The organism is Micromonospora sp. TSRI0369, assembly GCF_001905625.1.
Taxonomy (GTDB): Bacteria; Actinomycetota; Actinomycetes; order Mycobacteriales; family Micromonosporaceae; genus Micromonospora; species Micromonospora echinospora_A.
In genome coordinates, this window is the sequence record NZ_LIVU01000008.1 from 152780 (window position 1) to 175740 (window position 22961).

21 protein-coding genes and 2 tRNA genes are annotated in these 22961 nt (G+C 72.8%); 13 read left to right on the forward strand and 10 right to left on the reverse strand.

Annotation, left to right across the window (positions count from 1 at the left end):
* Positions 1-132: 132 nt before the first annotated feature.
* Genes AMK25_RS25020 through AMK25_RS25035 form a run of 4 tightly spaced genes read left to right on the forward strand, consistent with a single transcriptional unit; the run spans position 133 to position 2799 of the window.
* Positions 133-852: an energy-coupling factor ABC transporter permease gene (locus AMK25_RS25020; protein WP_073830829.1), complete on the forward strand. Its 720-nt coding sequence runs from the start codon at positions 133-135 to the stop codon at positions 850-852.
* Positions 849-1268 (forward strand): PDGLE domain-containing protein, encoded by a 420-nt coding sequence (locus AMK25_RS25025; protein ID WP_073830830.1) that lies wholly within the window; start codon positions 849-851, stop codon positions 1266-1268. The genes AMK25_RS25020 and AMK25_RS25025 overlap by 4 nt, the downstream gene beginning before the upstream one ends.
* Before the next feature lie 2 nt (positions 1269-1270).
* Entirely contained in the window at positions 1271-2041 is a 771-nt protein-coding gene (cbiQ, locus tag AMK25_RS25030; RefSeq protein ID WP_073830831.1) for a cobalt ECF transporter T component CbiQ, read from the forward strand.
* On the forward strand, positions 2038-2799 hold the full coding sequence (locus AMK25_RS25035) for an energy-coupling factor ABC transporter ATP-binding protein (protein ID WP_073830832.1): 762 nt from the start codon (positions 2038-2040) through the stop codon (positions 2797-2799). The genes cbiQ and AMK25_RS25035 overlap by 4 nt, the downstream gene beginning before the upstream one ends.
* Positions 2800-3262: 463 nt before the next feature.
* Here the strand turns inward: AMK25_RS25035 and AMK25_RS25040 are convergent, their stop codons facing one another.
* The 4 genes from AMK25_RS25040 to AMK25_RS25055 are packed head-to-tail and all read right to left on the reverse strand — an operon-like array spanning position 3263 to position 6202.
* Complete coding sequence (locus tag AMK25_RS25040; protein ID WP_241826480.1) at positions 3263-4354, reverse strand: hypothetical protein; 1092 nt, start codon at positions 4352-4354, stop codon at positions 3263-3265.
* Positions 4351-5067, reverse strand: a complete 717-nt coding sequence (locus AMK25_RS25045; protein WP_073830833.1) for a thioredoxin domain-containing protein — start codon at positions 5065-5067, stop codon at positions 4351-4353. Before AMK25_RS25045 ends, AMK25_RS25040 begins: the two co-directional genes overlap by 4 nt.
* Positions 5060-5584, reverse strand: coding sequence for a MauE/DoxX family redox-associated membrane protein (locus AMK25_RS25050; protein ID WP_073830834.1), 525 nt, complete (start codon positions 5582-5584; stop codon positions 5060-5062). The genes AMK25_RS25045 and AMK25_RS25050 overlap by 8 nt, the downstream gene beginning before the upstream one ends.
* A gap of 30 nt (positions 5585-5614) precedes the next feature.
* Positions 5615-6202: a sigma-70 family RNA polymerase sigma factor gene (locus AMK25_RS25055; protein ID WP_073830835.1), complete on the reverse strand. Its 588-nt coding sequence runs from the start codon at positions 6200-6202 to the stop codon at positions 5615-5617.
* A gap of 222 nt (positions 6203-6424) precedes the next feature.
* Between AMK25_RS25055 and AMK25_RS25060 the strand changes: the two genes are divergently transcribed.
* From AMK25_RS25060 to AMK25_RS33270, 3 genes are all read left to right on the forward strand, one after another.
* Positions 6425-8092 carry a copper resistance CopC/CopD family protein gene (locus tag AMK25_RS25060; protein ID WP_073830901.1) on the forward strand — a complete coding sequence of 556 codons (1668 nt, stop codon included), beginning with the start codon at positions 6425-6427 and terminating at the stop codon, positions 8090-8092.
* A 16-nt stretch (positions 8093-8108) separates the two neighbouring features.
* Complete coding sequence (locus tag AMK25_RS25065) at positions 8109-8840, forward strand: YcnI family copper-binding membrane protein (protein WP_073830836.1); 732 nt, start codon at positions 8109-8111, stop codon at positions 8838-8840.
* A gap of 140 nt (positions 8841-8980) precedes the next feature.
* Positions 8981-9832 carry a hypothetical protein gene (locus AMK25_RS33270; RefSeq protein WP_073830837.1) on the forward strand — a complete coding sequence of 284 codons (852 nt, stop codon included), beginning with the start codon at positions 8981-8983 and terminating at the stop codon, positions 9830-9832.
* A 102-nt stretch (positions 9833-9934) separates the two neighbouring features.
* Here the strand turns inward: AMK25_RS33270 and AMK25_RS25075 are convergent, their stop codons facing one another.
* On the reverse strand, positions 9935-11230 hold the full coding sequence (locus AMK25_RS25075) for a glycosyltransferase 87 family protein (protein WP_073830838.1): 1296 nt from the start codon (positions 11228-11230) through the stop codon (positions 9935-9937).
* Positions 11231-11304: 74 nt separating this feature from the next.
* Here AMK25_RS25075 and orn point away from each other — a divergent pair, with 74 nt between their 5' ends.
* A complete protein-coding gene (orn, locus tag AMK25_RS25080; protein WP_073830839.1) occupies positions 11305-11895 on the forward strand; it encodes an oligoribonuclease in 591 nt (196 codons plus the stop codon).
* A gap of 88 nt (positions 11896-11983) precedes the next feature.
* Positions 11984-12056 (forward strand) — tRNA-His (locus AMK25_RS25085).
* 281 nt (positions 12057-12337) lie between these two features.
* Here AMK25_RS25085 and AMK25_RS25090 read toward each other — a convergent pair.
* The 3 genes from AMK25_RS25090 to AMK25_RS25100 all read right to left on the reverse strand — a co-directional run bounded on the left by AMK25_RS25090 (position 12338) and on the right by AMK25_RS25100 (position 15827).
* Positions 12338-12928, reverse strand: a complete 591-nt coding sequence (locus AMK25_RS25090) for a hypothetical protein (RefSeq protein ID WP_073830840.1) — start codon at positions 12926-12928, stop codon at positions 12338-12340.
* Positions 12929-13074: 146 nt separating this feature from the next.
* Positions 13075-14388, reverse strand: coding sequence for a L,D-transpeptidase (locus AMK25_RS25095; protein WP_073830841.1), 1314 nt, complete (start codon positions 14386-14388; stop codon positions 13075-13077).
* Between the two features lie 161 nt (positions 14389-14549).
* Positions 14550-15827: a L,D-transpeptidase gene (locus tag AMK25_RS25100; protein WP_073830842.1), complete on the reverse strand. Its 1278-nt coding sequence runs from the start codon at positions 15825-15827 to the stop codon at positions 14550-14552.
* A gap of 187 nt (positions 15828-16014) precedes the next feature.
* Here AMK25_RS25100 and AMK25_RS25105 point away from each other — a divergent pair.
* Positions 16015-16090 (forward strand) — tRNA-Lys (locus tag AMK25_RS25105).
* 197 nt (positions 16091-16287) lie between these two features.
* On the opposite strand, the gene AMK25_RS25110 is transcribed toward AMK25_RS25105, so the two are convergent.
* On the reverse strand, positions 16288-17595 hold the full coding sequence (locus tag AMK25_RS25110; protein WP_073830843.1) for a hypothetical protein: 1308 nt from the start codon (positions 17593-17595) through the stop codon (positions 16288-16290).
* Between the two features lie 194 nt (positions 17596-17789).
* Between AMK25_RS25110 and AMK25_RS25115 the strand changes: the two genes are divergently transcribed.
* Both AMK25_RS25115 and AMK25_RS25120 read left to right on the forward strand, forming a co-directional pair.
* A complete protein-coding gene (locus AMK25_RS25115) occupies positions 17790-18338 on the forward strand; it encodes a kinase (protein ID WP_073830844.1) in 549 nt (182 codons plus the stop codon).
* Positions 18339-18382: 44 nt separating this feature from the next.
* Entirely contained in the window at positions 18383-19216 is an 834-nt protein-coding gene (locus AMK25_RS25120; protein ID WP_073830845.1) for a MerR family transcriptional regulator, read from the forward strand.
* A 4-nt stretch (positions 19217-19220) separates the two neighbouring features.
* Here AMK25_RS25120 and AMK25_RS25125 read toward each other — a convergent pair whose 3' ends face one another.
* Positions 19221-19718 carry a polyketide cyclase gene (locus tag AMK25_RS25125; protein ID WP_073830846.1) on the reverse strand — a complete coding sequence of 166 codons (498 nt, stop codon included), beginning with the start codon at positions 19716-19718 and terminating at the stop codon, positions 19221-19223.
* Between the two features lie 147 nt (positions 19719-19865).
* Between AMK25_RS25125 and AMK25_RS25130 the strand changes: the two genes are divergently transcribed.
* On the forward strand, positions 19866-22928 hold the full coding sequence (locus tag AMK25_RS25130; protein ID WP_073830847.1) for a VWD domain-containing protein: 3063 nt from the start codon (positions 19866-19868) through the stop codon (positions 22926-22928).
* Positions 22929-22961 lie beyond the last annotated feature (33 nt).

Here is a 22961-nt window from a genome sequence, read left to right on the forward strand (position 1 = left end):
GGTGACGATACCGCCGTGCCCGGGGCGGCGGCCGACGGCGACGCGCGGGCGGGGTGACGGACCGGGTGACGGCCATAACTGGGTTGTTGCTAGATATTGGCAACAACCCATTCCTGGAAATACGCTGAGCCCGTGGACACCCTGGCGATGCACATCTCCAACGGGATCATCAACGGTCCCGTTGCCGCGATCTTCGCGGCCCTCGCCCTGGCCGCGCTCGCCTTCTGTGTGCTGCGTGGCCGGGCCGACCTCGATGACCGGCTGGCGCCGATGGCGGGCCTGGTCGCCGCGTTCATCTTCGCCGTGCAGATGCTCAACTTCCCGATCTTCACCGCCGGGGTCAGCGGCCACCTGCTCGGCGGCGCGCTGGCCGCGCTGCTCGTCGGGCCCTGGGTCGGCGCGCTCTGCGTCGCCGTGGTGCTCATCGTGCAGGCGCTGGTCTTCGGCGACGGCGGCGTGGCGATGCTCGGCCTCAACATCACCAACATGGCGCTGCTCGGCACCGCCGCCGCGTACCTGCTGGTCGCGCTGCTGCTGCGGGTGCTGCCGCGTACCCCGGCCGGGCTGGCGGTCACCGCGTTCGTCTCCGCGCTGGTCAGCGTGCTCGTCGCGTCCCAGGGCTTCGTCCTGCAGTACTGGCTGGGCGGCACCACCGACCTCGGCGGCAACCTCACCGGCCTGGCCGGCACCATGGCCTTCGCCCACCTGCTGATCGGCATCGGCGAGGGCCTGATCACCGCGACCACTGTGGTCACCGTCGCCAAGGTCCGGCCCGATCTGGTGTACGCGCTGCGCGCCCTCAAGCCGGCCGCGCCGGCTCCCGCCGTCCCGGTCGCCGGAGGTGCCCGATGAGCAAGCGTCAGTGGCCGTTCCTGCTCGGTGGCCTGCTGGTGGCCCTGCTGCTGGCGGGCGTGGTCAGCAACTACGCCTCGTCGCACCCGGACGGGCTGGACTCGTCGCTGCTCAAGGGCTGCACCGTCAACGCCGACGACGAGATCACCGGCGGCAGCTGCCCGGCCCAGGAGGCGAAGGACCACGAGCTGGCGGACAGCCCGCTGGCCGACTACGGCGTACGCGGAATCGGCAACGACTTCGTCTCCACCGGCCTGTCCGGCGTGCTCGGCGTGCTGCTCACCTTCGCGCTCGGTGGCGGCCTGTTCTGGCTGGCCCGCCGGCGCGGCCCGGCGGTGCCCGCCTCGCCCGCCCCGACCGCCGCGGGCGCCGACCCGGTGGACGAGGCCGCGACCCCGTCCAGCGGCGCCCGCTGACCGTGGGCGCCGGGCACGCGCACGTGCTCTACCGCGAGTCCGGCTCGCCGGTGCACCGCCTCCCGCCGGAGGTGAAGATCACCGCCATGGTGCTGTTCAGCGTGGCGGTGGTGGCCACGCCCCGGGAGGCGTACTGGGCCTTCGGCGGGTACGCGCTCCTGGTCGCCGTGGTGGCCGCGCTGGCCCGGGTCGGCCCGCGCTGGCTGCTCAGCCGGGCGCTGATCGAGCTGCCGTTCGTGCTGTTCGCGTTCGCGCTGCCGTTCCTCGGCGCCGGGGAACGGGTCGAGGTGGGCGGGCTCGCCCTGTCCGTCGACGGGCTGCACGGCGCGTTCAACATCCTCGCCAAGGGCACGCTCGGCGTACTCGCGTCGCTCCTGCTGGCGGCGACCACGACGACGCGTGACCTGCTGATCGGCCTGGACCGGCTGCGGTGCCCGCAGATCCTCACCCAGATCGCCACGTTCATGCTGCGCTACCTGGAGGTGCTGGTCGGCGAGGCCCGCCGGATGCGGGTGGCGCGGGTGTCCCGGGGTGACGATCCGCGTTTCCTGTGGCAACTGCGCGGCTTCGCGGCCGGGGTCGGCGCGCTGTTCCTGCGCGCGTTCGAGCGCGGCGAGCGGGTCTACCTGGCGATGCTCTCCCGCGGCTACACCGGCCGGATGCCGGCGGTGTGGCAGGGGGCCGGCGCGGCCACCGCCGGCCAGTGGGCGGCCGCCGCGACGGTGCCGGCGATCGCGGCCACCATCGCCGCCGTCGCGCTCGTCCTGCAATGATCGGGTACGTGCAGCAGCCGCCCTCCCTCGACGTCAACGGCGTCCGGTACGCGTACCCGGACGGTCACGTCGCCCTGCACGGCGTGGACCTGACCGTGCCGCGCGGCGAGCGGGTGGCGCTGCTCGGGCCCAACGGCGCCGGCAAGACCACGCTGGTGCTGCACCTCAACGGCATCCTCACTCCGACCGAGGGCACGGTGAGCGTCGGCGGTCTGACCGTCACCCGCGACCGGGACACGCTGGCCGAGGTACGCCGCCGTGTCGGCATCGTCTTCCAGGATCCGGACGACCAGCTCTTTCTGCCCACAGTCGCCGAGGACGTCGCGTTCGGGCCGGCCAACCTGGGCCTGCGCGGGGCCGAGCTGGCGGCCCGGGTCGACGAGGCGCTCGCGGCGGTGGGGATGAGCGAGCACCGGGACCGGGCGCCGCACCACCTGTCGTTCGGGCAGCGGCGGCGGGTGGCGGTGGCCACCGTGCTCGCCATGCGCCCGGAGATCCTGGTGCTGGACGAGCCGTCGTCGAACCTCGACCCGGCCGCCCGGCGGGAGCTGGCGGAGATCCTGCGCGCCCTGCCGGTGACGCTGCTCATGGTCACGCACGACCTGCCGTACGCGGCCGAGCTGTGCCCCCGCTCGGTGATCCTGGACGGCGGCCGGATCGTCGCCGACGCCCCGACGCCCGACCTGCTGTCCGACGAGGCGCTGCTGACGGCACACCGCCTGGAACTCCCTTACGGCTTCGCCCCCCGCCCGACCTGACCCCGCCCTAGCCCCTCCCGTCCCCCTCCGCCGCGATCTTGTATTTTCCGCCCGGGCATTCCGGGCAAAAGCCGCACGCTCGGGTCGGCAACTGCAAGATCGCGCCGCCCAGGGGCGAGTGCGGCGGGAGTGGAACGTGATGGGTGTGTCGGGGCCGGTTTGACACCCGTGGTGTTCCACTCGGGCTGCCCGGCGCTCGTAGGTTTCGGTGATCTTGCGGTTGCGGCCCCGGAGATGTCGTGAACGCCTTGGATGCCGGGCGGAATGGGTTTGGGTGGGCGGTAGTTCCTCGTTCGGCCGGTTGTTGTGGCGCGCGCGGCGTCCCGTTATGCGAGATTGGCGTTCCGCGTGGTGGGAGCAGTGGAGATCTTGGTGGGGAAGGGCCCCTATGGGGGCCGTTTGGTACCAAGATCTCGCCGGGGGCCGGGCCGGGCCGGGCCGGGCCGGGGCGGGGCGGGGCGGGTCAGGGCGTGGGGGTTGGGTGGGGGGTGGGGCGGGCTGCTCTTGCGGCGGTGCGCAGGCGCAGCAGGCCCGCCGCCACCGCGCCGGCGCCTGTGGCCAGGCCGACGACGACGAGCACCCGCACCAGGACGGGCGGGCCGGCGGCCGGGGGAATCGCGCGGGACAGCGCGGCGAGGTTCGTCACCCCGGCGAACACCGTGAGGCACGCGCCGGCGAGCGCCAGCACGAAGTCGGCGGCCGGGCGGCGGGCCAGCGCGTACCCGCCCGCGGCCAGCGCGCCGAGGCCGGTGAGCAGCGTCCACACCTGCCCGGTGAGCAGTTCGGCGAGCATCCCGCCGACACCGGGCGCGCCGGTGTCGATCGCCCGGGCGACGGTGAGCGCCACTGTCGCCGCGCCGCCGAGGGCGAGCAGCGCGCCCACCCCGCGCAGCGCGCGTACTCCGGCGGTCGTGCCGCCCGGGGCCAGCCCGGCCGCGCCGATCACCAGGAAGCCGAGCGTGGCGGCCACCCACCAGGGGTACGGGTCGGGCGGCGGCACCCAGTCCAGCGTGCCGCGTACGGCTCCGGCGGTGTCACCGGCGCGCAGCGGCACCGTCCAGTCGCGTACCCGGTGCTCCCGGTCCGGGGCGGCGGCGACGGCGGCCGGCGGGGCGTCCTCCCGCCACAGCGTGCGCTGGTCGTGCCAGCGGGCGGTGGGCCCGTCGTCGATCCGCCGCCAGTCGGGCGCGGCGGCCGGGTTCGCCTCGGCCGGCAGCCGGGTCTCGCCGGCCAGCGTCCGGTTCAGGTACGTGGCGGGGGAGCGGGTGTTCTCGTACACGCCACCCGGGCCGACGCGCAGGTACGGCTCGCCGGAGTAGCCCAGCACTGTGACGTCGGCGCCGGTGTCGTTCGTCAGCTCCAGCCGCGCGCCGGCCTCCACCATGCGGGCGGTGAGTCCGGGCCGGGCCGGGTCGACGCCGGTGATCGTGGCGCGGTAGTCGGTGCCGTCGGGCGCGTCCGCGCCGTGCGCGGCGGCCGGCGCGGCGAACGTGAGCAGGGCGGTGGCCGCGACGGTGAGCACCAGCGCGGCCCGGCGCAGGGGTGCGGGGATCACTTCCCGGCCGCCTCCACCGCCGCCTTGATCCCTTCCGGGCTGCGGTCCCGCAGCTCACTGCCGTTGATCTTGATGGTCGGGGTGCCGGTAACGCCGGCCTTGCTCGCCTCGTCGGTGACGTGCCCGGTCCACGACCGGTACGTGCCGTCGGATACGCAGGACGCGAACTCGTCCCGGTTCAGCCCGACGCCCGCGCCGATGTCGACCAGCTCTTCGTTGCTGAGCCCGGCGCCGCCCTCCGGCGGCTGCTTGTCGAAGAGCTGCTCGGTGAACTCGCGGAACTTGCCGCCCTGCGCGGCGCAGCCGGAGGCGGCCGAGGAGCGGGTGGAGTACTCGGTGGTGGAGAAGCGGTTCAGGAAGGCGACCGGGTGGAACACCAGCTTGGCCTTGCCCTCGGTGACGAGCTGGTTGAGCGTCTCGCCGTTGATCTGCTGGAACTGCTTGCAGGCCGGGCAGAGGTAGTCCTCGTACAGGTCGATGGTGACCGGGCCGGTGCCCTGGACGATGCCGGTGCCGGCGTCGTTGGCCCCGGGCGGGGCGGTGAAGTCGTCCGACTTCTGGCTGGAGTAGACGGCCCAGCCGATGCCGCCGGCGATGACCAGCACCAGCACGGCGGCGATCGACGTCCACAGCGTGCGCTTGCGGCGCTTCTCCCGGGCGATCTGCTCGCGTACCACCCGTGCCGCGTCCCTGCGGCCCTTGCGGCTACTCATCGGTGTCCTCCACGGTGTCGTCGCCGGCCAGCCAGCCGTCCACCGAGAACGGGGTACGGGGCCAGATCAGCAGGAACCCGGCAAGCGCCAGGAATCCCAGGTCCCGGAGGATCTCCGGGAGGTAGCTGGGCGTCTCGCCGGCGGCGAGCTGGCCGCCGCTGCCGAAGCACCCGCAGTCGATGGCCAGGCCGCGCGCCCAGGCCGAGGCGATGCCGGCGATGAAGACCACGAGCAGCGCCGCCGAGATCCCGGCGCTGATCCGGGTGGCCAGCCCGGCGAGCAGCAGCAGACCCAGGGCCAGCTCGACGAAGGGCAGCGCCGCGCCGATCACGGTGGCCAGCTCGTACGGCATCACCTGGTAGGCGTTGACGGCCCGGCCGGAGGCGGCGAGGTCGCCGACCTTGGTGCCACCGGCGATCAGCCAGACGGCGGCAAGTCCGAGTCGGGCCGCGATGCCGAGCCAGGGCCGCAGGGTCTGCCAGCGCCCGGCCGGGGAGGGGGAGGGGGTCACAGTCATTCGTCGTCCGAGCGTCACGATTGGTTCCCGCTATCCGGTCATCGTGTCGCCGACGGCGCCGACCAGCTCGTCGCGGGCGCGGGCCACCCGGGAGCGGATGGTGCCCACCGGCACCCCCTCCACGTCGGCGGCCTCGGCGTAGGACAGGCCGAGCAGCTGGGTGAGCACGAAAGCGGAGCGCCGCTCGGCCGGTAGCCGGCGGACCAGGTCGGTGGCGCCGAGCTGACCGGCCGGGTCCGGGTAGGGGCGGTCGGTGGCGGCCTGGGCGGCGAGCCGCGCGTCGAGCCGTCGGCGGCGTACGACTGTGCGCAGGTGGTCGGCGCAGGCCCGGCGGGCGATGCCGAGCAGCCAGGTACGCACGCTGGAGCGCCCCTCGAAGCCGGGTAGCGCCCGGAACGCCCGCAGGTACGTCTCCTGGGTCAGGTCGTCCGCGCTGTCCGGGTCGACGAGCGCGGCGGCGAAGCGCCACACCTCGGCCTGCGTGGCCCGGACGAGGGCGGCCTGCGCGTCGCGGTCGCCGTCGCGGGCGGCCAGCGCCCAGCCGGTGGCCGTGTCCCGGACAGCCTCGGAGGCCGCCTCGGGGCGGTCGGCGGCGGTGTCGCGCGGGCCGGGGATCACGTCACCCGAGGTTACGCGGCGTACCTGGGCGGGACAGGGTCCTTCGGCCCATTCCGTGGTCCCGCACACGCCGGGAACTTTTTCCCGCCGCCGTCCGACTACCCTCCCATGACCTCCGAGCAGGCCCGGCGTGGCGCGCGCCGCCGCGCCGGGTGGGCGCTCGGTCACGCCTGCCCGGTACCGGCTCGCCGGATCGGCTCCGGTTCGGGAACCATGGCGGTCATGACTGCTGCCGTACGCCGCCCGTCCCGGGCCGTCGCCGCCCGATCCGGGGCCGTCGCCGGGCTGCTGCTCCTGCTGGTCGCCCTGCTGCTCGTGCCGGCCACCCCGGCCAGCGCCCACGCGGTGCTGGTGAGCAGCAGCCCGGCGGCCTCCGCGGTGGTGCCCGACGCGCCCGCGCAGGTGGTGATCACCTTCAGCGAGGGCGTCCGCAAGGTGCCCGGGAAGGTACGCGTGATCGCCCCCGACGGCTCGCGGGCCGACCGGGGCGAGCCGACGTTCCAGGGTGCCGAGGTCACCATCCCGGTGGACCCGGGCGCGGGGCGCGGCACGTACCTGGTGAGCTACCGGGTCATCTCGGCGGACAGTCACCCGGTCTCCGGCGCCTTCACCTACTCCGTCGGCGCGCCGTCCGAGCCGCCCACCGACAGCGGCACCGACAACCGGGCGAACCCGGTGACCGAGACCGCGGTGAAGGTGGCGAAGTACGCCGGCTACGCCGGACTGCTGCTGCTCGTCGGCCCGGCGCTGGTGCTGGCCGCGCTCTGGCCGCGCCGGCTGTCCCGCCGCGGCCCGGCCCGGCTGGCCTGGACCGGGCTGGGCGTGCTGGCGGTGGCGACGCTGGCCGAGGTCTGGCTCCAGGTGCCCTACGTCAACGGCGGCGGCCTGTTCGACGTGACCGGCTCCGGGCTCGGCGACGTGCTCGGCAGCGCGTACGGCACGACCCACCTGGTCCGGCTGGGCCTGCTGGCCGCGGCGGCGTTCCTGCTCCGGCCGCTGTTCGCCGGCCCGGTCGGCCGCACCGACGGGATCATCCTCGCCGTCCTCGGCGGCGCCGCGCTGTTCACCTGGCCGCTCGCCGGGCACGCGGCGGCCTCACCGGCCCCGGCCGTGTCGGTGGTGGTGGACGCGGTGCACCTGGGCGCGATGGCGGTCTGGCTCGGCGGCCTGGTGATGCTCGCGGTGTTCCTGCTGCGCCGGGCCGACGAGCGCGAGCTGGACGCGATCCTGCCGATCTGGTCCCGCTGGGCGGCGCTCGCGGTGGCCGCGCTGCTGCTGGCCGGCACCGTGCAGGGGTTGATCGAGGTGGCCAGCGTCCAGGCCCTGATCGACACCACGTACGGGCAGCTGCTGCTCGCCAAGATCGCGCTGTTCGCGCTGGTGATCGGCGTGGCCGCGTACTCCCGGGCGCTGGTGCGGCGGCGGGTCGCCGCCGGCCGGCCGGGTTCGATGCGGCGGGCGGTGGTGGCCGAGTTGGCGATCACGGCGGTGGTGCTGGGCGTGTCGGCGACGCTCGTGCAGACCACACCGGCGCGGACCGCCGTCGCGGACGCGCCGGGCGCCTCGCCCGGCTACTTCTCCACCACGCTGAGCAGTCCGATCTACTCGCTCCAGGTCGAGCTGGACCCGGCCGAGACCGGCAACAACTCGATGCACCTGTACGCCTACACCCCCGACAACAGGCCGCAGCCGGTGCAGGAGTGGAAGGTCACCGCCGCCCTGCCGTCGGCCGGGATCGAACCGATCACGGTCCCGCTGCTGCCGTTGAGCGACAACCACGCCACCGGCGAGGTCAACCTGCCGGCCCGTGGTGACTGGCAGTTGCGCATCACCGTCCGCACGTCCGACATCGACCAGGCCACGGTGACCGCCACCGTGCCGATCAAGTAACGGGAAGGTCCCACTGATGATCCGTCTCCGGCGCTCCGCGACCGTCGCCGCGCTGACTCTCGCCGCCGTCGCCACGACCGTGCTCGGCCTGGCCGGGTCGGCTTCGGCGCACGTCACGATCAACCCGGCCGAGGGCAAGCAGGGCGGCTACGGCCGGTTCGCCTTCCGGGTGCCGAACGAGAGCGACACGGCGTCGACGGTCAAGGTCGAGGTGAACCTGCCGGAGAACGCCCCCGTCGGTTCGGTCTCCACCATGCCGGTGGCGGGCTGGACGGTGGCCGTGGAGAAGCGCAAGGTCGACCCGCCGATCGAGGTGCACGGCAGCCAGCTCACCGAGGCGGTCTCCAAGCTGACCTTCACCGCCGCGCCGAACGGCGGCGTCAAGCCGGGCGAGTTCCAGGAGTTCCCGGTGTCGATGGGCCCGCTGCCGCAGGTCGACACGATGGTGTTCAAGGTGCTCCAGACGTACTCCGACGGCAACGTGTCCCGGTGGATCGAGGAGCCGACGCCGGGCGCGGAGGAGCCGGAGAACCCGGCGCCGGTGCTCAAGCTGGCCGCCGCCGAGAACGCTCCCGCCTCGCCCGGCGCGAGCGCGCCGGCCGCCGCGGCGGCAGACGACGATGACGACGCCGAGTCGGGCGCGGCCGTCGCGCTCGGGGTGGCCGGGCTGGTCGCCGGTCTCGGCGGCCTGGTCCTCGGCGGGCTGGCGTTCGCGCGTACCCGCCGGGAGCCCGCGGCGAAGTCCTGAACGCGAGCGACGCACCGGCCCGGCGGGACGATCCGCCGGGCCGGTCGCCGTCCCGGCCGGGTGCCGCCGATATCCGGCGATCGGCCGACCCGCGTCGGTAAGGTCTGGCGGGTAGTTGGCTACCGAGAGGGACGACGCGAATGCGTTTCGCACGCACGATCGCCGGCATGCTGCTGCTGGCGCTGGGGGTTCCGGCCCTGCTGGCCGGCGCCGGCCTCTGGCTCGCGGCCCGGCACGCCGACCCGGACGGCGGTTTCGGCGCCCGGTTCGAGCCGGTCCGCACGCCCGCCCGCGCGGTGCTGGTGACCGACGTGGACGCGCTGCTGCGCACCGACCTGCCGGTGGCCCGCACCGGGCAGGCCCGGCTGCACCTCACCGCGCGGGACGATCACGGCCCGGTCTTTCTCGGACTCGCCCCGACCGACCAGGTACGGCGGTGGCTGGCCGACGTCCCGCACAGCACCGTGCGCCGCGTCGCCGTCACCCGGGGGGCGCTTCCGGTCGATCTCGACCCGGCGACCGCCGGCGACGGTGTCGCCGTGCCGCTGGCCCAGCCCTTCTGGGTACGCGAGGGCATCGGCTCGCTGGAGTGGAGCCCGGCCGAGCTGAGCGGCCGGTCGTTGAGCCTGGTGGTGATGCGCGTCGACGGCGCCGACGGGCTCGACCTGCGGATGCGAGGCGAGCTGCGGGCCGGCTGGTTCCCCGGGCTGGCGTGGGCGCTGCTGACCGGCGGGACGCTGTTCGTGATCCTCGCCGTGGTGGTGCTGCTGCGGCCGTTGCGGCCGCGTGAGGTGGTCTTCGTGGTCGAGCCGGACCAGGTGCCGGTGCTGGCCGGGCGCCTCGGCGTCACCTCGCTGAGCGGGCTGGGCCGGCAGCCGGGTCCGGCGTCGCGGCCCGAACGGCATCTGGTGGCGGTGGGCTCGGGCACCCACGGGCGGACCCGCGCGGCGATCGCCCCGCTGCCCAGCCGGTGCCCGGACGACCAGGACTGACGACCGGAAACCCGAACGGCCCTCCGCGCTGCCGACGCGGAGGGCCGTCCTCACCGGGGGATCGGTGCTACCTGGGAGAAATCTGAGGTAGTTGAGACCAGATTAGCGCTGATCGCCGTTTGTTGCGAGGTGTGTCCGTTCAGTCCGTGTTATCCGAGGCTCGTCCCGATGGTGACGGATCGGGAGCACCGCCAGCAACAGCAGGCTGAGCAGCACGTACACGTTGCGGACGACGAAGTCGACCGGGTCGTCCGTGTGCACGACGGCGGTGCCCCAGTCCTGGAACGTCACCAGGCCGTACACGATCGGCAGACCGACGACGGCGGCCAGCGCGAACAGGCCGCCGCGACGGCGCGCCCCGGCGGGCGTCGCCGGATCGGCGTCCAGCGCCGCGTCGACGAGCACCACCACGGCGGGGATGAACCAGTACAGGTGGTGGATCCACGTGATCGGGCTGACCAGGCCGCCCACCAGGCCGGTCAGTGTGAGACCCACCAGCGCGTCCCCCGCCCGAGCCGCCCGCGCGGCCCGCCACAGACCGAACGCGGCCACCGCCAGCGCGAGCAGCAGCCACAGCAGCCGGTCCGCCTCGGCCGACGCGGCCAAGCGGCTGAGCAGCCCGAACAGCGACTGGTTCCCGGTGTAGTCGGTGCGGCCCACCCGGTCGGTGGCCCACAGCTCGTGGGTCCAGAACCGCCACGAGTCGCCCGGCGCGACCGCCGCCGCCAGCAACGTGGCCGCCGCCGCGGTCGCCGCCGCCACCGCCGCCGCCCGCCACCTGCGTGCGACCAGCAGGTAGAGCACGAAGATGCCGGGGAAGAGCTTGAGCGCCGCGGCCAGACCCACGCCGACGCCGGCCCAGCGTCGCCCCTGGGGTACGGCGAACAGCAGGTCGGCCAGGATCAGCACCACCAGCAGCATGTTGATCTGCCCGAGCGTGAGCGTCTCCCGGGTGCTCTCCACCGCCAGCACCAGCAGCACGGCGACCGTCAGGCCGAAACCGCGCGGCAGATCGTGCCGCCGCAGCACCGGCAGCACCAGCCAGCGGGTCGTCACCACCACCGCGGCCACTGTCAGCACCGCGAACGTGGCGACGGCCACGCCGAGCCGCAGATACCCGAACGGGAGCAGCAGCAGCGCCGCGAACGGTGGATAGGTGAAGTAGAGGGCGCCCTGCACCCGGTCCGGCTGGACGTAGTCGTAGAGCGGATGCCCGGCCGCCCACCAGTCCATCGCCGACATGTAGATCTTCTGGTCGTAGTAGTCGTGGCGCAGGTTGGGCAGGTAGAGCGCCGGCAGGATCGCGACCAGCGCCAGCACCGCTACGACCCGCCGGACCGTACGCGCGCCCGCGTCGTCGCGGGCGACGGCGGGTGGGGCGGCGGGTTCGGCTGGCACGCAGGAAACCCTAGCGGTCCACCTCGGCCACCGTGCCGAGGCGCGGGCGGGTCGGTGGCGCGTAGTCTGTTCCGGTGGCTGATCTTCTCGTCTGGATCGACTGTGAGATGACCGGGCTGGACCTGCAGCGGGACGCGCTGATCGAGGTCGCGGCGCTGGTCACCGATCCCGATCTCAACGTGCTCGGTGACGGCGTCGACGTGGTGATCCACGCCGACGACGAGGTGCTCGACGGCATGCCGGAGATCGTGCGCAGCATGCACGCCAAGTCCGGGCTCACCGAGGAGGTACGCCGCTCCACGGTCACCCTCGCCGAGGCCGAGGACATGGTGCTCGACTACGTGACCAGCTACGTGAAGGACCCGCGTACCGCGCCGCTGTGCGGCAACTCGATCGCCACCGACCGGGGCTTCCTGGCCCGCGACATGACCCGGCTCGACGCCCACCTGCACTACCGGATGATCGACGTGTCGTCGATCAAGGAGCTGTGCCGGCGCTGGTACCCGCGGGTGTACTTCGGGCAGCCGCAGAAGGGCCTGGCCCACCGGGCGCTCGCCGACATCAGGGAGAGCATCCGCGAGCTGGAGTACTACCGGCGGACCCTGTTCGTGCCGCTGCCCGGCCCGGACGTCGAGGCCGCGAAGGCGATCGCCGCCCAGCTCTGACGCCCGCCCGAACCCGGTGGACGAGGTCGGCCGGAGTGTGGCTATTATTAGTCCGCGCACCGCCCGGGCAACCGCAGCGGCGAGCATGGTGGCTGTAGCTCAGTTGGCAGAGCACCGGGTTGTGGTCCCGGTTGTCGTGGGTTCAATTCCCATCAGTCACCCCGATAGTGGATCTGCTCCACGCCTGATCACGCCCCCTCCTCCGAGGGGGCGTGAGTCGTTTCAGGGGCACCGCAGGGGAGTCGCGGCCCCGCCAGTGCGCGTCTCCCCTGCGGAAGTCGTTCGAACTTCGGCTGGAAATCGACGCGATGTGCTTCCTGTCCAGACAAGCACGCCTACACTGGGGTGGTACATGGAGCCGATCAGTCCGCGGATGTGGTCGGAAGTTGGGCCGAGGACTCCCGGGGCAGACCGGGACCTCGGCCCGGCGCATGTTCGGGCGTCAGTTCAGCTCGATCTCCGACGTTCTCAGTGTGGGCGTCAGCGGAGCGAGCAGCTGTTGTCCATGAGCTGAGCCGTGTGCGCTGCTGACAGCGCCGGCAACGATGTCCGGCAGCCACAGCAGCGGATCACTCTGCGGTCCGTACGGCCGCACGAAGTCGATCTTGATCCGTCCTGAGATGATCCGCCGACGCTTGAACTGAGCAATGGCAGCGGTGTCCTTGGCGTTGAGCGACGCCGTGCGGGTCTCGATGCTCGCGTGTTCCACGCCTGCCTGGTCGAGTTGCCACAAGATCTGCTCCATGCACAGCCGCCGGGCGCGTTCCTGTCGGGAGCTGTCCATGCCGGTTCCCATGACCACCACATGGACCGCTGCAGTCATGGACGCCACGGCCTGGATCATCTTGCGTCGCTCGTCGTCGGTCGCGTCCCGGTAATGAACGCGGGCCCGGGGCGTCGGAGCCAGCCTGGCGGCGTCGAACCGGACCGTCTCGACCTCGGCGGTCTGTATCACCGCCGCTGCGAGCACGTAGATACCGCTGCGGTCGGGCCGCTGACGCATCGACTCGTCGAGCCAGGCCGCGCTGCTCATCTGACCACCTCAACGACCGGCTGACGGAAGGTCCATGGTGCGCCCGGCCATGAGGGGAACGAGCGCGGTCCCGACAAGACATGGCCTGTGTGTCTCCTCACGACGAAGCCCCCTCCTTCCGGAGGGGGCTTCGTCGCGTGCCGGGGTCAGGGGGTGGGCTCGACGCTGGGCGTACCGGCGTCCGGCGTGGTGTCGGGGTCCGGGGTGTCGGCGGCCGGCGGCTCGTACGGCAGGGCGCTGCCCTTGACGTACTGCTCCCAGCTCATGTTCCAGTCCGTCCAGCCGTTGCCGTTCTGGAGCTTGCGCTCGGTGCCCTTGACCGTGATCGGGTCGCCGATCCGGGTGTTGGCGAACAGCCAGTTGCCTTCCTTCATCGAGACGTTGACGCAGCCGTGCGACACGTTCGTCCGGCCCTGCACGCCCTCCGACCAGGGTGCGGCGTGGATGAACTCGCCGCCCCAGGTGAGCCGCTGGGCGTAGTCGATCTCGGTGCGGTAGCCCTCCTCCGGGCCCAGCTCCTCCATGGTGTCGAAGACCGTGTGCCGGAGCTTCTCCATCACCACCATGGTGCCGCTGGACGAGGGGGTGCTCTTCTTGCCCAGGCTCACCGGGATGGTCTTGACCACCTTGCCGTCGCGGGTGACAGTCATCCGCTTGGTGCGGTTGTCGACAGTCATCACGAACGATGGGCCGATCTTGACGTCGACGGTGAGGTCGGACCGGCCGTACCAGCCGTCGCCGAGCGGCAGCCCGCCCGCCTGCACCTTGTAGCTGACGGTGCTGTTGGGCTTCCAGAAGGTCTTGGGCCGGTAGCGCACCTCGGTCGGGCTCACCCAGTGCCAGATGCCCTCCTGGGCGGGCTTGGCGGTGACGATCATCCGGCGCTGCACGTCGTCGCGGTAGTCCTCCGGGATGGCCCGGCCGAACTTCACGATCAGCGGCATGGCCACGCCGACGACCTGGTTGTCACCGAGGAAGCTGGTGACCCGGACCTGCTTGGCCGGCTTCGCCATGGTGGTGAACGTGCTGGTGGCGGTGGCGGGCTTGCCGTCGTCGCCGGTTGCCGTCACGGTCGCGGTGTACGTCTGCCCGTACGCCAGCGCGGCGGCCGGCAGCCAGCTCTTGCCGTCCGCGGCGACCGTGCCGTCGACGGCCTTGCCGGTGGAGTCCTTCACCTCGACGGTGGTCTCCTGCGCCTCGGTCGTGGTGAAAGTGATGGCGGTGGAGGCGGGCACGTCCTTGGCGTCGGCGGCGGGCTCGCTGATCGTGGCGGCTGCCTTCGGGGCCTTCTCGCCGCCGTCGCCGCCGCCCTGCCAGCTCGACGGCTTGCCGCCACCGCCGCCGGTGCAGGCGGAGGTCAGGGCCAACGCGGCGGCGAGCACCCCGGCCGCCAGCGCGCGGCGGCGGCCGACGCGCGGGGCGCTCCCGCCCCTGATCGGTTCGTCCTGGCCAGCTCGCATGATTCCCTCACAAGTGATGCCGTTCGGCGTCGTCTCAGGTCAGACGCGCCGGAGCGGGTACGCGTTGCCGGACGTGAACCGGAACACCCCGCCGGGATGTAACGATTCCACGGCCGCCCGGCGCTTCGTCGGAGGTGGCGTGTCCGATCACGTTACGCCGGTCAGAACGGCGCCGGCTGCCCGCCCTGCGGCACCGGCAGCGCGCTGCCGGCGACGAACTGCGACCAGCTCATGCTCCAGGCCGTCCAGCCGTTGCCCGGCGCCAGGCGGCGTTCGGTGCCCTTCACCGTGATCGGGTCGCCCACGAGCGTCTTGCCGAACAGCCACCGGCCGTTGGCCATCGACACGTTCACGCAGCCGTGCGAGACGTTGCGGCGCCCCTGCACGCCCTCGGACCAGGGCGCGGCGTGGATGTACTCGCCACCCCAGGTGATCCGCTGGGCGAAGTCGATCTCGGTGACGTAGCGGTTGGCCGGGTCCGGCTCGCTGCGGGTGTCGAAGACGGTGGACTCCTTCTTCTCCATCACCACCATCGTGCCGCTGGAGGAGGGGGTGCTCTTCTTGCCCAGGCTGACCGGCAGCGTACGGATCACCGTGCCGTTCTCGGAGACCGTCATCTGCTTGGTCGCGTTGTCGACGGTCATCTCGAACGCGCGGCCGATCTTGGCGGTGGCGCTGCGGTCGATGTTGCCGTACCGGCCGTTGCTCAGAGGGATCCCGGCCAGCGCCAGCCGGACCGTGATCGTGGTGCCGGTCTTCCAGTACTCCGGGGCGCGGTAGTACGCCTGCGTGCCGTTGTCGACCCAGTGCCAGGCGCCGGGCTGCGGCGGGTCGGTCTGCACGAACATCCGCTTCTGCACCGCGGCCCGGTCCTTCCTCGGGATGCCGGGGGAGAACTCGGCGACCACCGGCATGGCCACCCCGTACGTCTTGTCGCTGAACATGTAGAGGCCGGAGCCGATCATCGACTTGGGCTTGACCATCGTGGTGAACGTGCTGGTGCCCTGGTACGGCTGACCGTCCTTGCCGGTCCCGGTGACGGTGGCGGTGTACTTCGCGCCGTACTTCAGCGCGGCCGACGGCACCCAGCTGGAGCCGTCCCGCCGCATCCGTCCGGCGACGGCGGTGCCGTCGGCGGTGGCGAGCACCACCTTCGACACGGTGCCGCCGCCCGGGATGCGGGCGCTGATCTCGGTGCTGACCGGCCGGCTCGCCGCGCCGTCGGCCGGGCTGACAGTCAGCGCCGCCGCGGGGGCGCCGCCGGTCGGGTCGGCGCTCGGGTCGGCGGGCGCCGAGGCCGAGACGCCGCCGACCTGCTGCTGGCCGGGCTCGAACGCCGGCTTCTTCCCCTCGTCGCCGCCACCGCACCCGGTCAGTGCCAGCGACGCCGTGAGGACCAGGGCGCCCACCGACGCCCCGGCCCGCGCGAACCTGCCCATGCCCACCCCTGTCCTCACATGCCTGGCGGACATCGTGCCGTATCGACGCCATCTGACCCGCCCCCGCGTCCAAATCTTTGACCGTTTTGACCGGTCTCGCCGGTTAAGCTCGTCCGAAGGGTGGACCCCGGTATCGGATTGGAACCCGGCTCCGCGGGCGTGCTAATCTTCTTCCCGTTGTCAGCGAGCGCCGCTAGCTCAACTGGCAGAGCAGCGGACTCTTAATCCGCGGGTTCGGGGTTCGAGTCCCTGGCGGCGCACCAACGAGCAAGGCCCTGAACAGGCGTTCCACGCCGTTCGGGGCCTTTTTCGCGTACGTCCACCGCAGGCGGGACCGGCGCGCGCCGGGGCGACGCCCCGTGGGTGGAACACCATGGGTGTCAAACGGGCCGGAAGACACCCATGACGTTCCACCGAAGCGCGGCCCGGCCGGGCGGCGGAGCGGCTGGACCAACCGCGCCTATGCGGGCAGCGCGGGGAATACGACCACCGAGCCGTCCCTGCTGCGGGCGATCTCGATCGCCACATCTGCCTGGCGGTTGTTGACCATGCTGCTGTCGCGCAGCCTGTGTACGCGATCCGCCGCACGCATCAGGCGGTCGACCTCGCTGTTCGTCAGCACGGGCAGCAGACTGTTGGGGCGTGCCAACTCCAGCGCCGACAGGCGTTCGAGGACACCGGCGATGCCCGACTCCAGTTTGTCGAGGCGCTGTTGATCGGCCTTGAGAGCGCGGGCGAAGCTCTCGTACGGGTTGCCGGGGTCCATCTGGGCATGCTCTACGGCCTGCAGGACAATGACCCGCTGCTTCAGCGCAATGGCCAAGGCGGCGAGTTCGAGGTGGGCGCGGAACGTGCCACCGTTTTCGTCGATGCCCGGGAAAGACTTGGTCAGCGTGCCGATGTCGACGGCCTTCCCGTCAGGCAGCTTGTCCAGCGCGCTCTGCCATCGGGTGAGGCGGCGGTCCGCGGCGGCCAGCGCCTTGTTGATGGCGTGCACCGCCGAGTCCAGCCCGAGCGATACACCGAGCTTGCCCTGGTCGAGCAGGATCGCGGCGGCTTTGTCGAGGGTGTCGCGGCAGCCGTCGAGTTCGTTGCGCTCATCGTCGAGCTTCTGTTCCTGCAGCTGTTCCAGCAGCTCGGTGATGCGTTCGATGGCCTGCTGGCGCTTGTGGTCCGCGTTGGCGCTCATCCCCACGGCTACGGCCATGAGCACGAGCGGCGCGGCCACCGTGAGCGCCGCGCTACCGGCGACAGCGACGCCGGCTGTCGCAGCGGATCCACCGACTGCGCCTGTCGCCGCCGCCTTCCCGACCGGCACGAAACTTGCGTGAGCGGCGATGCCCGATGAGTTCACCAGTACACTGCGGATACCGCCAGCGGCGCCCTTGGCCGCCATCGGGCGAACAAGGCCCTGTCCGAACTGGGCGGCGACCTTGGCTGGAATCACCATGCGATACAGGCCCTCACCGGCGGCGCTCGTCGCGCCCGCCACCGAGGAACTCCTCGCCGATTGCGAGATGAGCTGCGACAGGTGATGCGCCAGGGGACTTGCGGCGTCGAGCGGAATGCCGCGGCTGCGGTCGAGCGTCCCGGGCAGGGGATGTACCTCGAGCGTGGCGATCGGCTTGTCTGCCAGAACCGCCAGCACACCGCGCAGTTCAGCCAATCGCTCAGCCGTCATCGGCTCGTCCCCGACCAGTGCGGGCACCCGGATGTCCCCGGTAGCGAGCGTCCACACCGGAACGACCGCCTTGTGGTCGTCAGTCATCGTCCACCCCCAGCTTCCCGGCGACAGACTAGTCCGCCAGCCCCACTCCGGGCTGGCCCTACGAATTCCGCGTGCTGAGCGCGTAGGGCATAGCTTGGGCAGCGGAGCACCGAGGCCGTGGCCCGCACGAGTCCGCTGTTCGGAGCGCCGCCCTGACCTCATCCGTCAGCGGCGCGTGAGGCCAGGGAGGCGCCGTGTCCGCTGAGGCCACCGGCAGCCCGGACACGATCCTCGTCTGCATCAGGGGCAACTCCGGTTCGGGCAAGAGCAGCATCGCCCGCGAGCTCCGACGCCGGCACGGCCGGGGCTGCGCCCTCGTCGAGCAGGACTACCTGCGCCGCGTCGTCCTGCGCGAACGGGACAAGCCCGGCGGTGTGGCGCCCGCTCTGATCGAGCAGACCGTCCGGTTCGCGCTCGACCACGGCTACCACGTGGTCCTGGAAGGCATCCTGTACACCGGTCGCTACCGCGACGTGCTGACCTCGCTGCGGGACGGCCACCGGGGCCGGTCGCTGTTCTGCTATCTCGACGTGTCGCTGGCCGAGACGCTGCGCCGGCATCTGACCCGCCCGCAGGCCGGTGAGTTCACCGCCGAGCAGATGAGCGGTTGGTACGCCGCGCACGACGTCCTGGGCTGGCCGGGCGAACTCGTCCTCCCGGAGACCACCGGACTGGAACAGGCGGTCGAGGCGATCGCGGCTGCCGCCGGGCTGCCCCAGACCGGACGCGACCACAGGCGTTAGGCGGCGCTTGCCCTTGCGGTTACTGCAGGAGGCAGGCTGGGATCATGTTGTCGATCAGCGAGTTCAGCCAGATGTGTCACCTGTCGCCGCAGGCGCTGCGCTTCTACCACGCCGAAGGGCTGCTGGTGCCCGCCGAGGTCGACGACCGGACCGGCCACCGCTCGTACGCCTTCGAGCAGGTGGAACGGGCCATGCTGATCACCCTGCTGAGGGACACCGGAATGAGCGTGAAGCTCGTCCGGCGTGCCCTCGACGAACCGGACCAGGCGCTCGCTCTGCTCGATCGGCACAGCGACGAGGTCAGCCGGGAACGCCAAGCTCAGGCGGACGCGATCGCTGCCGCCCGCGCCGTCTTCGAGGCGCAGCCCGAGCCGCGGTTGCGGCACGTGCCGGCCGTGACGGTGGTGGCGCGGCTCGTGCCGGGTACGCCACTGGGCCGTGACGCGCAGGAGTGGGACCGGGCCGAGGAGATCCTCACGGCGGCGGCGGCCGAACTGGTCACCACCGTGCGGCAGGCCGGCGTCACCTGCCTGGGTGAGCCGTGGCGGACGCTGGCGCTGGAGACGCCGGAGCAGGACCGGCGCGTACTCGACGGCGCCGGGCCGTTCTGGACGGTCAAGGTCGCGGTGACGGGCACCCCGGAGACGCTGCCGTCCCTGCCCGCCGACCTGATGGTGCAGATGCCCGACGCCCACGACGAGCTGTCCATCTTCATGCCGGGTCGCAACACCATGGCCAAGTACTGCACAGTGGTCCTGCGCCTGCTCGACGCCGCCCCCGTCGACGGCGACCGGTTCGTCAACCTGGCGCGGCTGCGTCAGGAGGTCCGCCCCGACGGCGTGCTCAGCAGCGCGCCGGTCGAGCGACGACCGGTGTGACCGGTCAGGCGCTCTGCTCGGCGAGCCGCTTGAGGTTCAGCAACTGCCGGCGCGCCATCACCAGGTCACCGAGGCATCCGCCGAGGGCGATCACCGGGTTCGTCCGCATCACGACCTTGAGCAGCAGGCGGGTGCCGTCCCCGGCCTCCGGCACCAGGACGTACGACAGGACCGCGCCCATGATCCGGCCGGTGAGGTGGAGCCCCGGCTCGACCGCGAGGATCCGGCCCCGTCGCCGCCCGCCCGCAGTGGTGAACGGCTCGCCGACCACCGGCTCGGCAAGGCCCACCAGCAGTTGCGGTGAGCGGCGGCCGAGGTTGTCGATCCAGTCGTACGAGTAGGGCGCGAGCCGGATCTGGCCGACCCACTGCCACACGGCCGCCGGTGGCGCGTCCACGCTCACCCCGCGCCACGCCCGCAACGTGGGCGCGGGCACGAAGTCGTCGCACGGGTAGCGGCGCAGCGTCTCCTCGTCGGACACGCCCCACCGGTCACCGAGCATCGGCCCGGCCCAGTACGAGCGTGGTCCGCAGGTCGAGCACGGCGGTGCCGCCGAAGTCGTCCACATTCACCACCAGCAGGATACGGCTCCGACCGGTCTCCGACAGACCGCGACGGAACCGGCCCGCCCGCCCCTACAGTCCGCACCATGAGGTGGATCCTGCGGCTGGTCGCGGCGCTCGGCGTACTCGTGACCGCCCTGGCGGCCGGGGCGGGGAGCGCCGTCGCGGCGCCCGCCGACGGCGGCCTCGGCCTGGCGCTGCGGCCCGGCCAGGCCGACTACCGCGCCGGGGACCAGGTCCGCCTCGACCTCACCGTCACGAACACCACCGGCGCGGCCTGCGCGCTCGCCACCCGCGCCGTCGGCACCGTGCAGATCACCGGGGTACGCCGGGACGGGCTCGACCTCACGCCGACGCTCGCCCGCAGCTTCCACGACGACGGGATCGGCGCCGCCGCCACCGCAGCGCTCACCACAGTGGAACCGGGCGCGACCGCCACCGTGGCGTCGACCGGGGTACGGCTGCGCGACGGCGAGGTGGTGCTCCGCTCGGTGGCCGCCACCGGGGACGGCGGCGGGCTGGACACGCCCTGGCCGGTCGGCGCACCCGGCCGGTACGAGGTGACCGCGGGCTACGTGACGCTGCCGGTGACCGGCGCGGCGGACCTGTGCGCGGGCGCGACGGCGCTGCGGACCACCACGTTCACCGTGTCCGACGACGGTGGGACCGGCCTCCGCAGGCTCTGGGTGGTGGCCGGGGGAGCGCTGGCGCTGCTCGTCGTCGCTCTGCTCGTGCTGCTGCTGGTGCGCCGCCGCCGGCCGACCGCCGCCGCCGTGGCGCTGCTGCTGGTAGCGGTCGGCGCGCTCGTCGGCGGTGGCGCCCGGCCGGCGCGGGCCGACTACGGCGTCGACCCGACCGCCGGTGTGCCGGTCAGCGGCGTCGACTTCCAGGCGGCTGTCGACGGCTGCCTGGCCGGATTCGCGCTACCCGGCGGCGATCCGTCCGGCCTGCTGCCGAGGCTGCGCGACAAGAAGAGTCCCCGGGTGCGGATCATCCCGACCACCGGCGGCTCCGGCGCGTTCGAGACGCCGCAGAGCGCCGACGGCAAGGGCTCCTCCACCGTCACGTGGAACCCGACCTCCACCGACCCGTACGGCGACGGGGTGGCCCGCGACCCCTGCGCCGCGCTCTACCACGAGCTGAACCACGCCGACGACATCTCCCGCGACGCCGTGCCGCAGGGCGAGTGCGGCGGCACCGGCATCCGTACCGCCGAGGTGAAGGCGACGCTCGCGGAGAACCGCTACCGGGCGGCGAAGGGGTTGCCGCCGCGCACCGAGTACGACGGGAAGACGCTGCCGAAGAACCTCGACGAGTGCAAGAAGCCGGCCAAGAAGACGCCGCCGCCGAAGGGCCCGGTCAAGCTCTGCGAGGACGGCGCCGACTGCGGCGGCAGCAACGGCGACCCGCACCTGGTCACGTTCGACCGGGTCGCCTACGACTTCCAGGCCGTCGGCGAGTTCACGCTGGTCGCCGCCACCGGCGGCGACCCGCTGGAGGTGCAGGTCCGGCAGGCCCCGATGGCCGGCACGCGGACCGCCTCGGTCAACTCGGCTGTCGCGTTCCGGGTCGGCGCGCACCGCATCGCGCTCACCCTCACCGACGGCGGCACCCGGGTGCACGTCGACGGCGCGCCGCTCGCCGTACCCCCGGACCGCACCGACCTGGCCGGCGGCGGCACGCTCACCCGCCGTCCGTCGGACACCGGCCCCGCCGACGGGTACGACGTGACGTGGCCCGACGGCTCGGCGGCGGCGGTCGACCAGATCGGCCGGTACGGCTACCGGATCCTGGTGCGGCTGGCCGACTCCCGGGCCGGGACGGTACGCGGACTGCTCGGCGACTTCGACGGCGACCCGGCCGACGACATCGCGCCCGCCTCCGGAGCGGCACTGGCCCAGCCGGTGCCGTTCGGCAAGCTCTATCCCGCGTACGCGGACAGTTGGCGGATCGCCGCGGACCGCTCCCTGCTGCACTACGACGACGGGCAGGACACCGGCACCTTCACCGACCGCGCGTTCCCGGAACGGGAGGTCACAGTCGCCGACCTCGACCCGGCCCGGCGCGCGGCAGCCGAGCAGATCTGCCGCTGGGCCGGCGTGACCGCGCCCGCCCAACTCGCCGAGTGCGTCTTCGACGTCGCGGTCAGCGGCCGCCCGGAGTTCGCCGTGGCCGGCGCGAGCACCGAACGGGTCGCCCCGCCGGCCGCCACCCCGATCACCGCCGTACCCGTCGCCACCGCCACGCTCACCCCCGGCGGCGCGCCGCTGACGTTCGCCGCGCGCGCCGGGGACGCCGTCTTCGTCGACGCCACCGCGCCCGGGATCGGCGATCGCTGCTCGCCGTACGTGCTTACCGAACCGGGCGGCCGGGAGATCGCCAGTGGATGCAACATCAAGGGCAACGGGTACGTCGACCGCGTCGACCTCACCGCCACCGGCACGTACGCGCTGCGGGTCACCGCCGCGCCCGGTGACACCGGCCGGGTCGCGGTGCGGGTGTACTCGGCCCGGGACAGCGACGGCACGATGCAACCGAACGGCCCGGCGGTCACCGCGACAGTCGAGCAACCCGGCGCGCGGGCGCGTTACCGGTTCGCCGGGCGCGCGGGCGACCGCGTCTACGTGGAGGTGCCGACGAGCAGCCTCACCGACCAGTGCTCCCCGCTGGAACTGCGGGACGCCGACGGACGGCTGCTGCGCAGCGGCTGCGTGATCAACGGGGCCGGCGAGATCGACGGCACGGTGCTGCCCGCCGACGGGACGTACACAGTGGTGGTCGACCCGACCGAACGCAGCACCGGCACGACCACGCTGCGGCTGGTCACCGGCCGGGACCGGGCGGCGGCGATCACGCTCGGCGGGCCACCGGTCGTCGCCGTCGTGGATCGGCCCGGCGCGGTCATCGGCTACCGGTTCACCGCCGCGGCCGGCACGTCCGTGACGGTGAGCGCTTCCGCCTCGGACCTGCCGGACCAGTGCGGCGTGCTGGCGCTGCGCGCGCCCGACGGCAGCACCGTCGGCAGCGGCTGTGTGATCAACGGGGCCGGTGAACTCGGGCCGACCGTGTTGCCGGCCTCCGGGGCGTACACCCTGGTGGTGGACCCCTCGGGGGCCGCGACCGGGCAGGTCACGCTGGCGGTGCGGTGACGCCGACCCTGCTTTTCGGGGGCGGTGGGCGGG

Bases quoted from the DNA above. Each gene is read 5' to 3' on its own strand.
- AMK25_RS25050 (WP_073830834.1), bottom strand. From the start codon at position 5,584: ATGACTGTGACCCCCTCCCCCTCCCCGGCCGGGCGCTGGCAGACCCTG.
- AMK25_RS25130 (WP_073830847.1), top strand. From the start codon at position 19,866: ATGAGGTGGATCCTGCGGCTGGTCGCGGCGCTCGGCGTACTCGTGACC.
- AMK25_RS25035 (WP_073830832.1), top strand. From the start codon at position 2,038: ATGATCGGGTACGTGCAGCAGCCGCCCTCCCTCGACGTCAACGGCGTC.
- AMK25_RS25120 (WP_073830845.1), top strand. From the start codon at position 18,383: ATGTTGTCGATCAGCGAGTTCAGCCAGATGTGTCACCTGTCGCCGCAG.
- AMK25_RS25065 (WP_073830836.1), top strand. From the start codon at position 8,109: ATGATCCGTCTCCGGCGCTCCGCGACCGTCGCCGCGCTGACTCTCGCC.
- AMK25_RS25060 (WP_073830901.1), top strand. From the start codon at position 6,425: ATGACTGCTGCCGTACGCCGCCCGTCCCGGGCCGTCGCCGCCCGATCC.
- AMK25_RS25090 (WP_073830840.1), bottom strand. From the start codon at position 12,928: ATGAGCAGCGCGGCCTGGCTCGACGAGTCGATGCGTCAGCGGCCCGAC.
- AMK25_RS33270 (WP_073830837.1), top strand. From the start codon at position 8,981: ATGCGTTTCGCACGCACGATCGCCGGCATGCTGCTGCTGGCGCTGGGG.
- AMK25_RS25110 (WP_073830843.1), bottom strand. From the start codon at position 17,595: ATGACTGACGACCACAAGGCGGTCGTTCCGGTGTGGACGCTCGCTACC.
- AMK25_RS25100 (WP_073830842.1), bottom strand. From the start codon at position 15,827: ATGGGCAGGTTCGCGCGGGCCGGGGCGTCGGTGGGCGCCCTGGTCCTC.
- AMK25_RS25095 (WP_073830841.1), bottom strand. From the start codon at position 14,388: ATGCGAGCTGGCCAGGACGAACCGATCAGGGGCGGGAGCGCCCCGCGC.
- AMK25_RS25045 (WP_073830833.1), bottom strand. From the start codon at position 5,067: ATGAGTAGCCGCAAGGGCCGCAGGGACGCGGCACGGGTGGTACGCGAG.
- AMK25_RS25125 (WP_073830846.1), bottom strand. From the start codon at position 19,718: ATGCTCGGTGACCGGTGGGGCGTGTCCGACGAGGAGACGCTGCGCCGC.
- AMK25_RS25025 (WP_073830830.1), top strand. From the start codon at position 849: ATGAGCAAGCGTCAGTGGCCGTTCCTGCTCGGTGGCCTGCTGGTGGCC.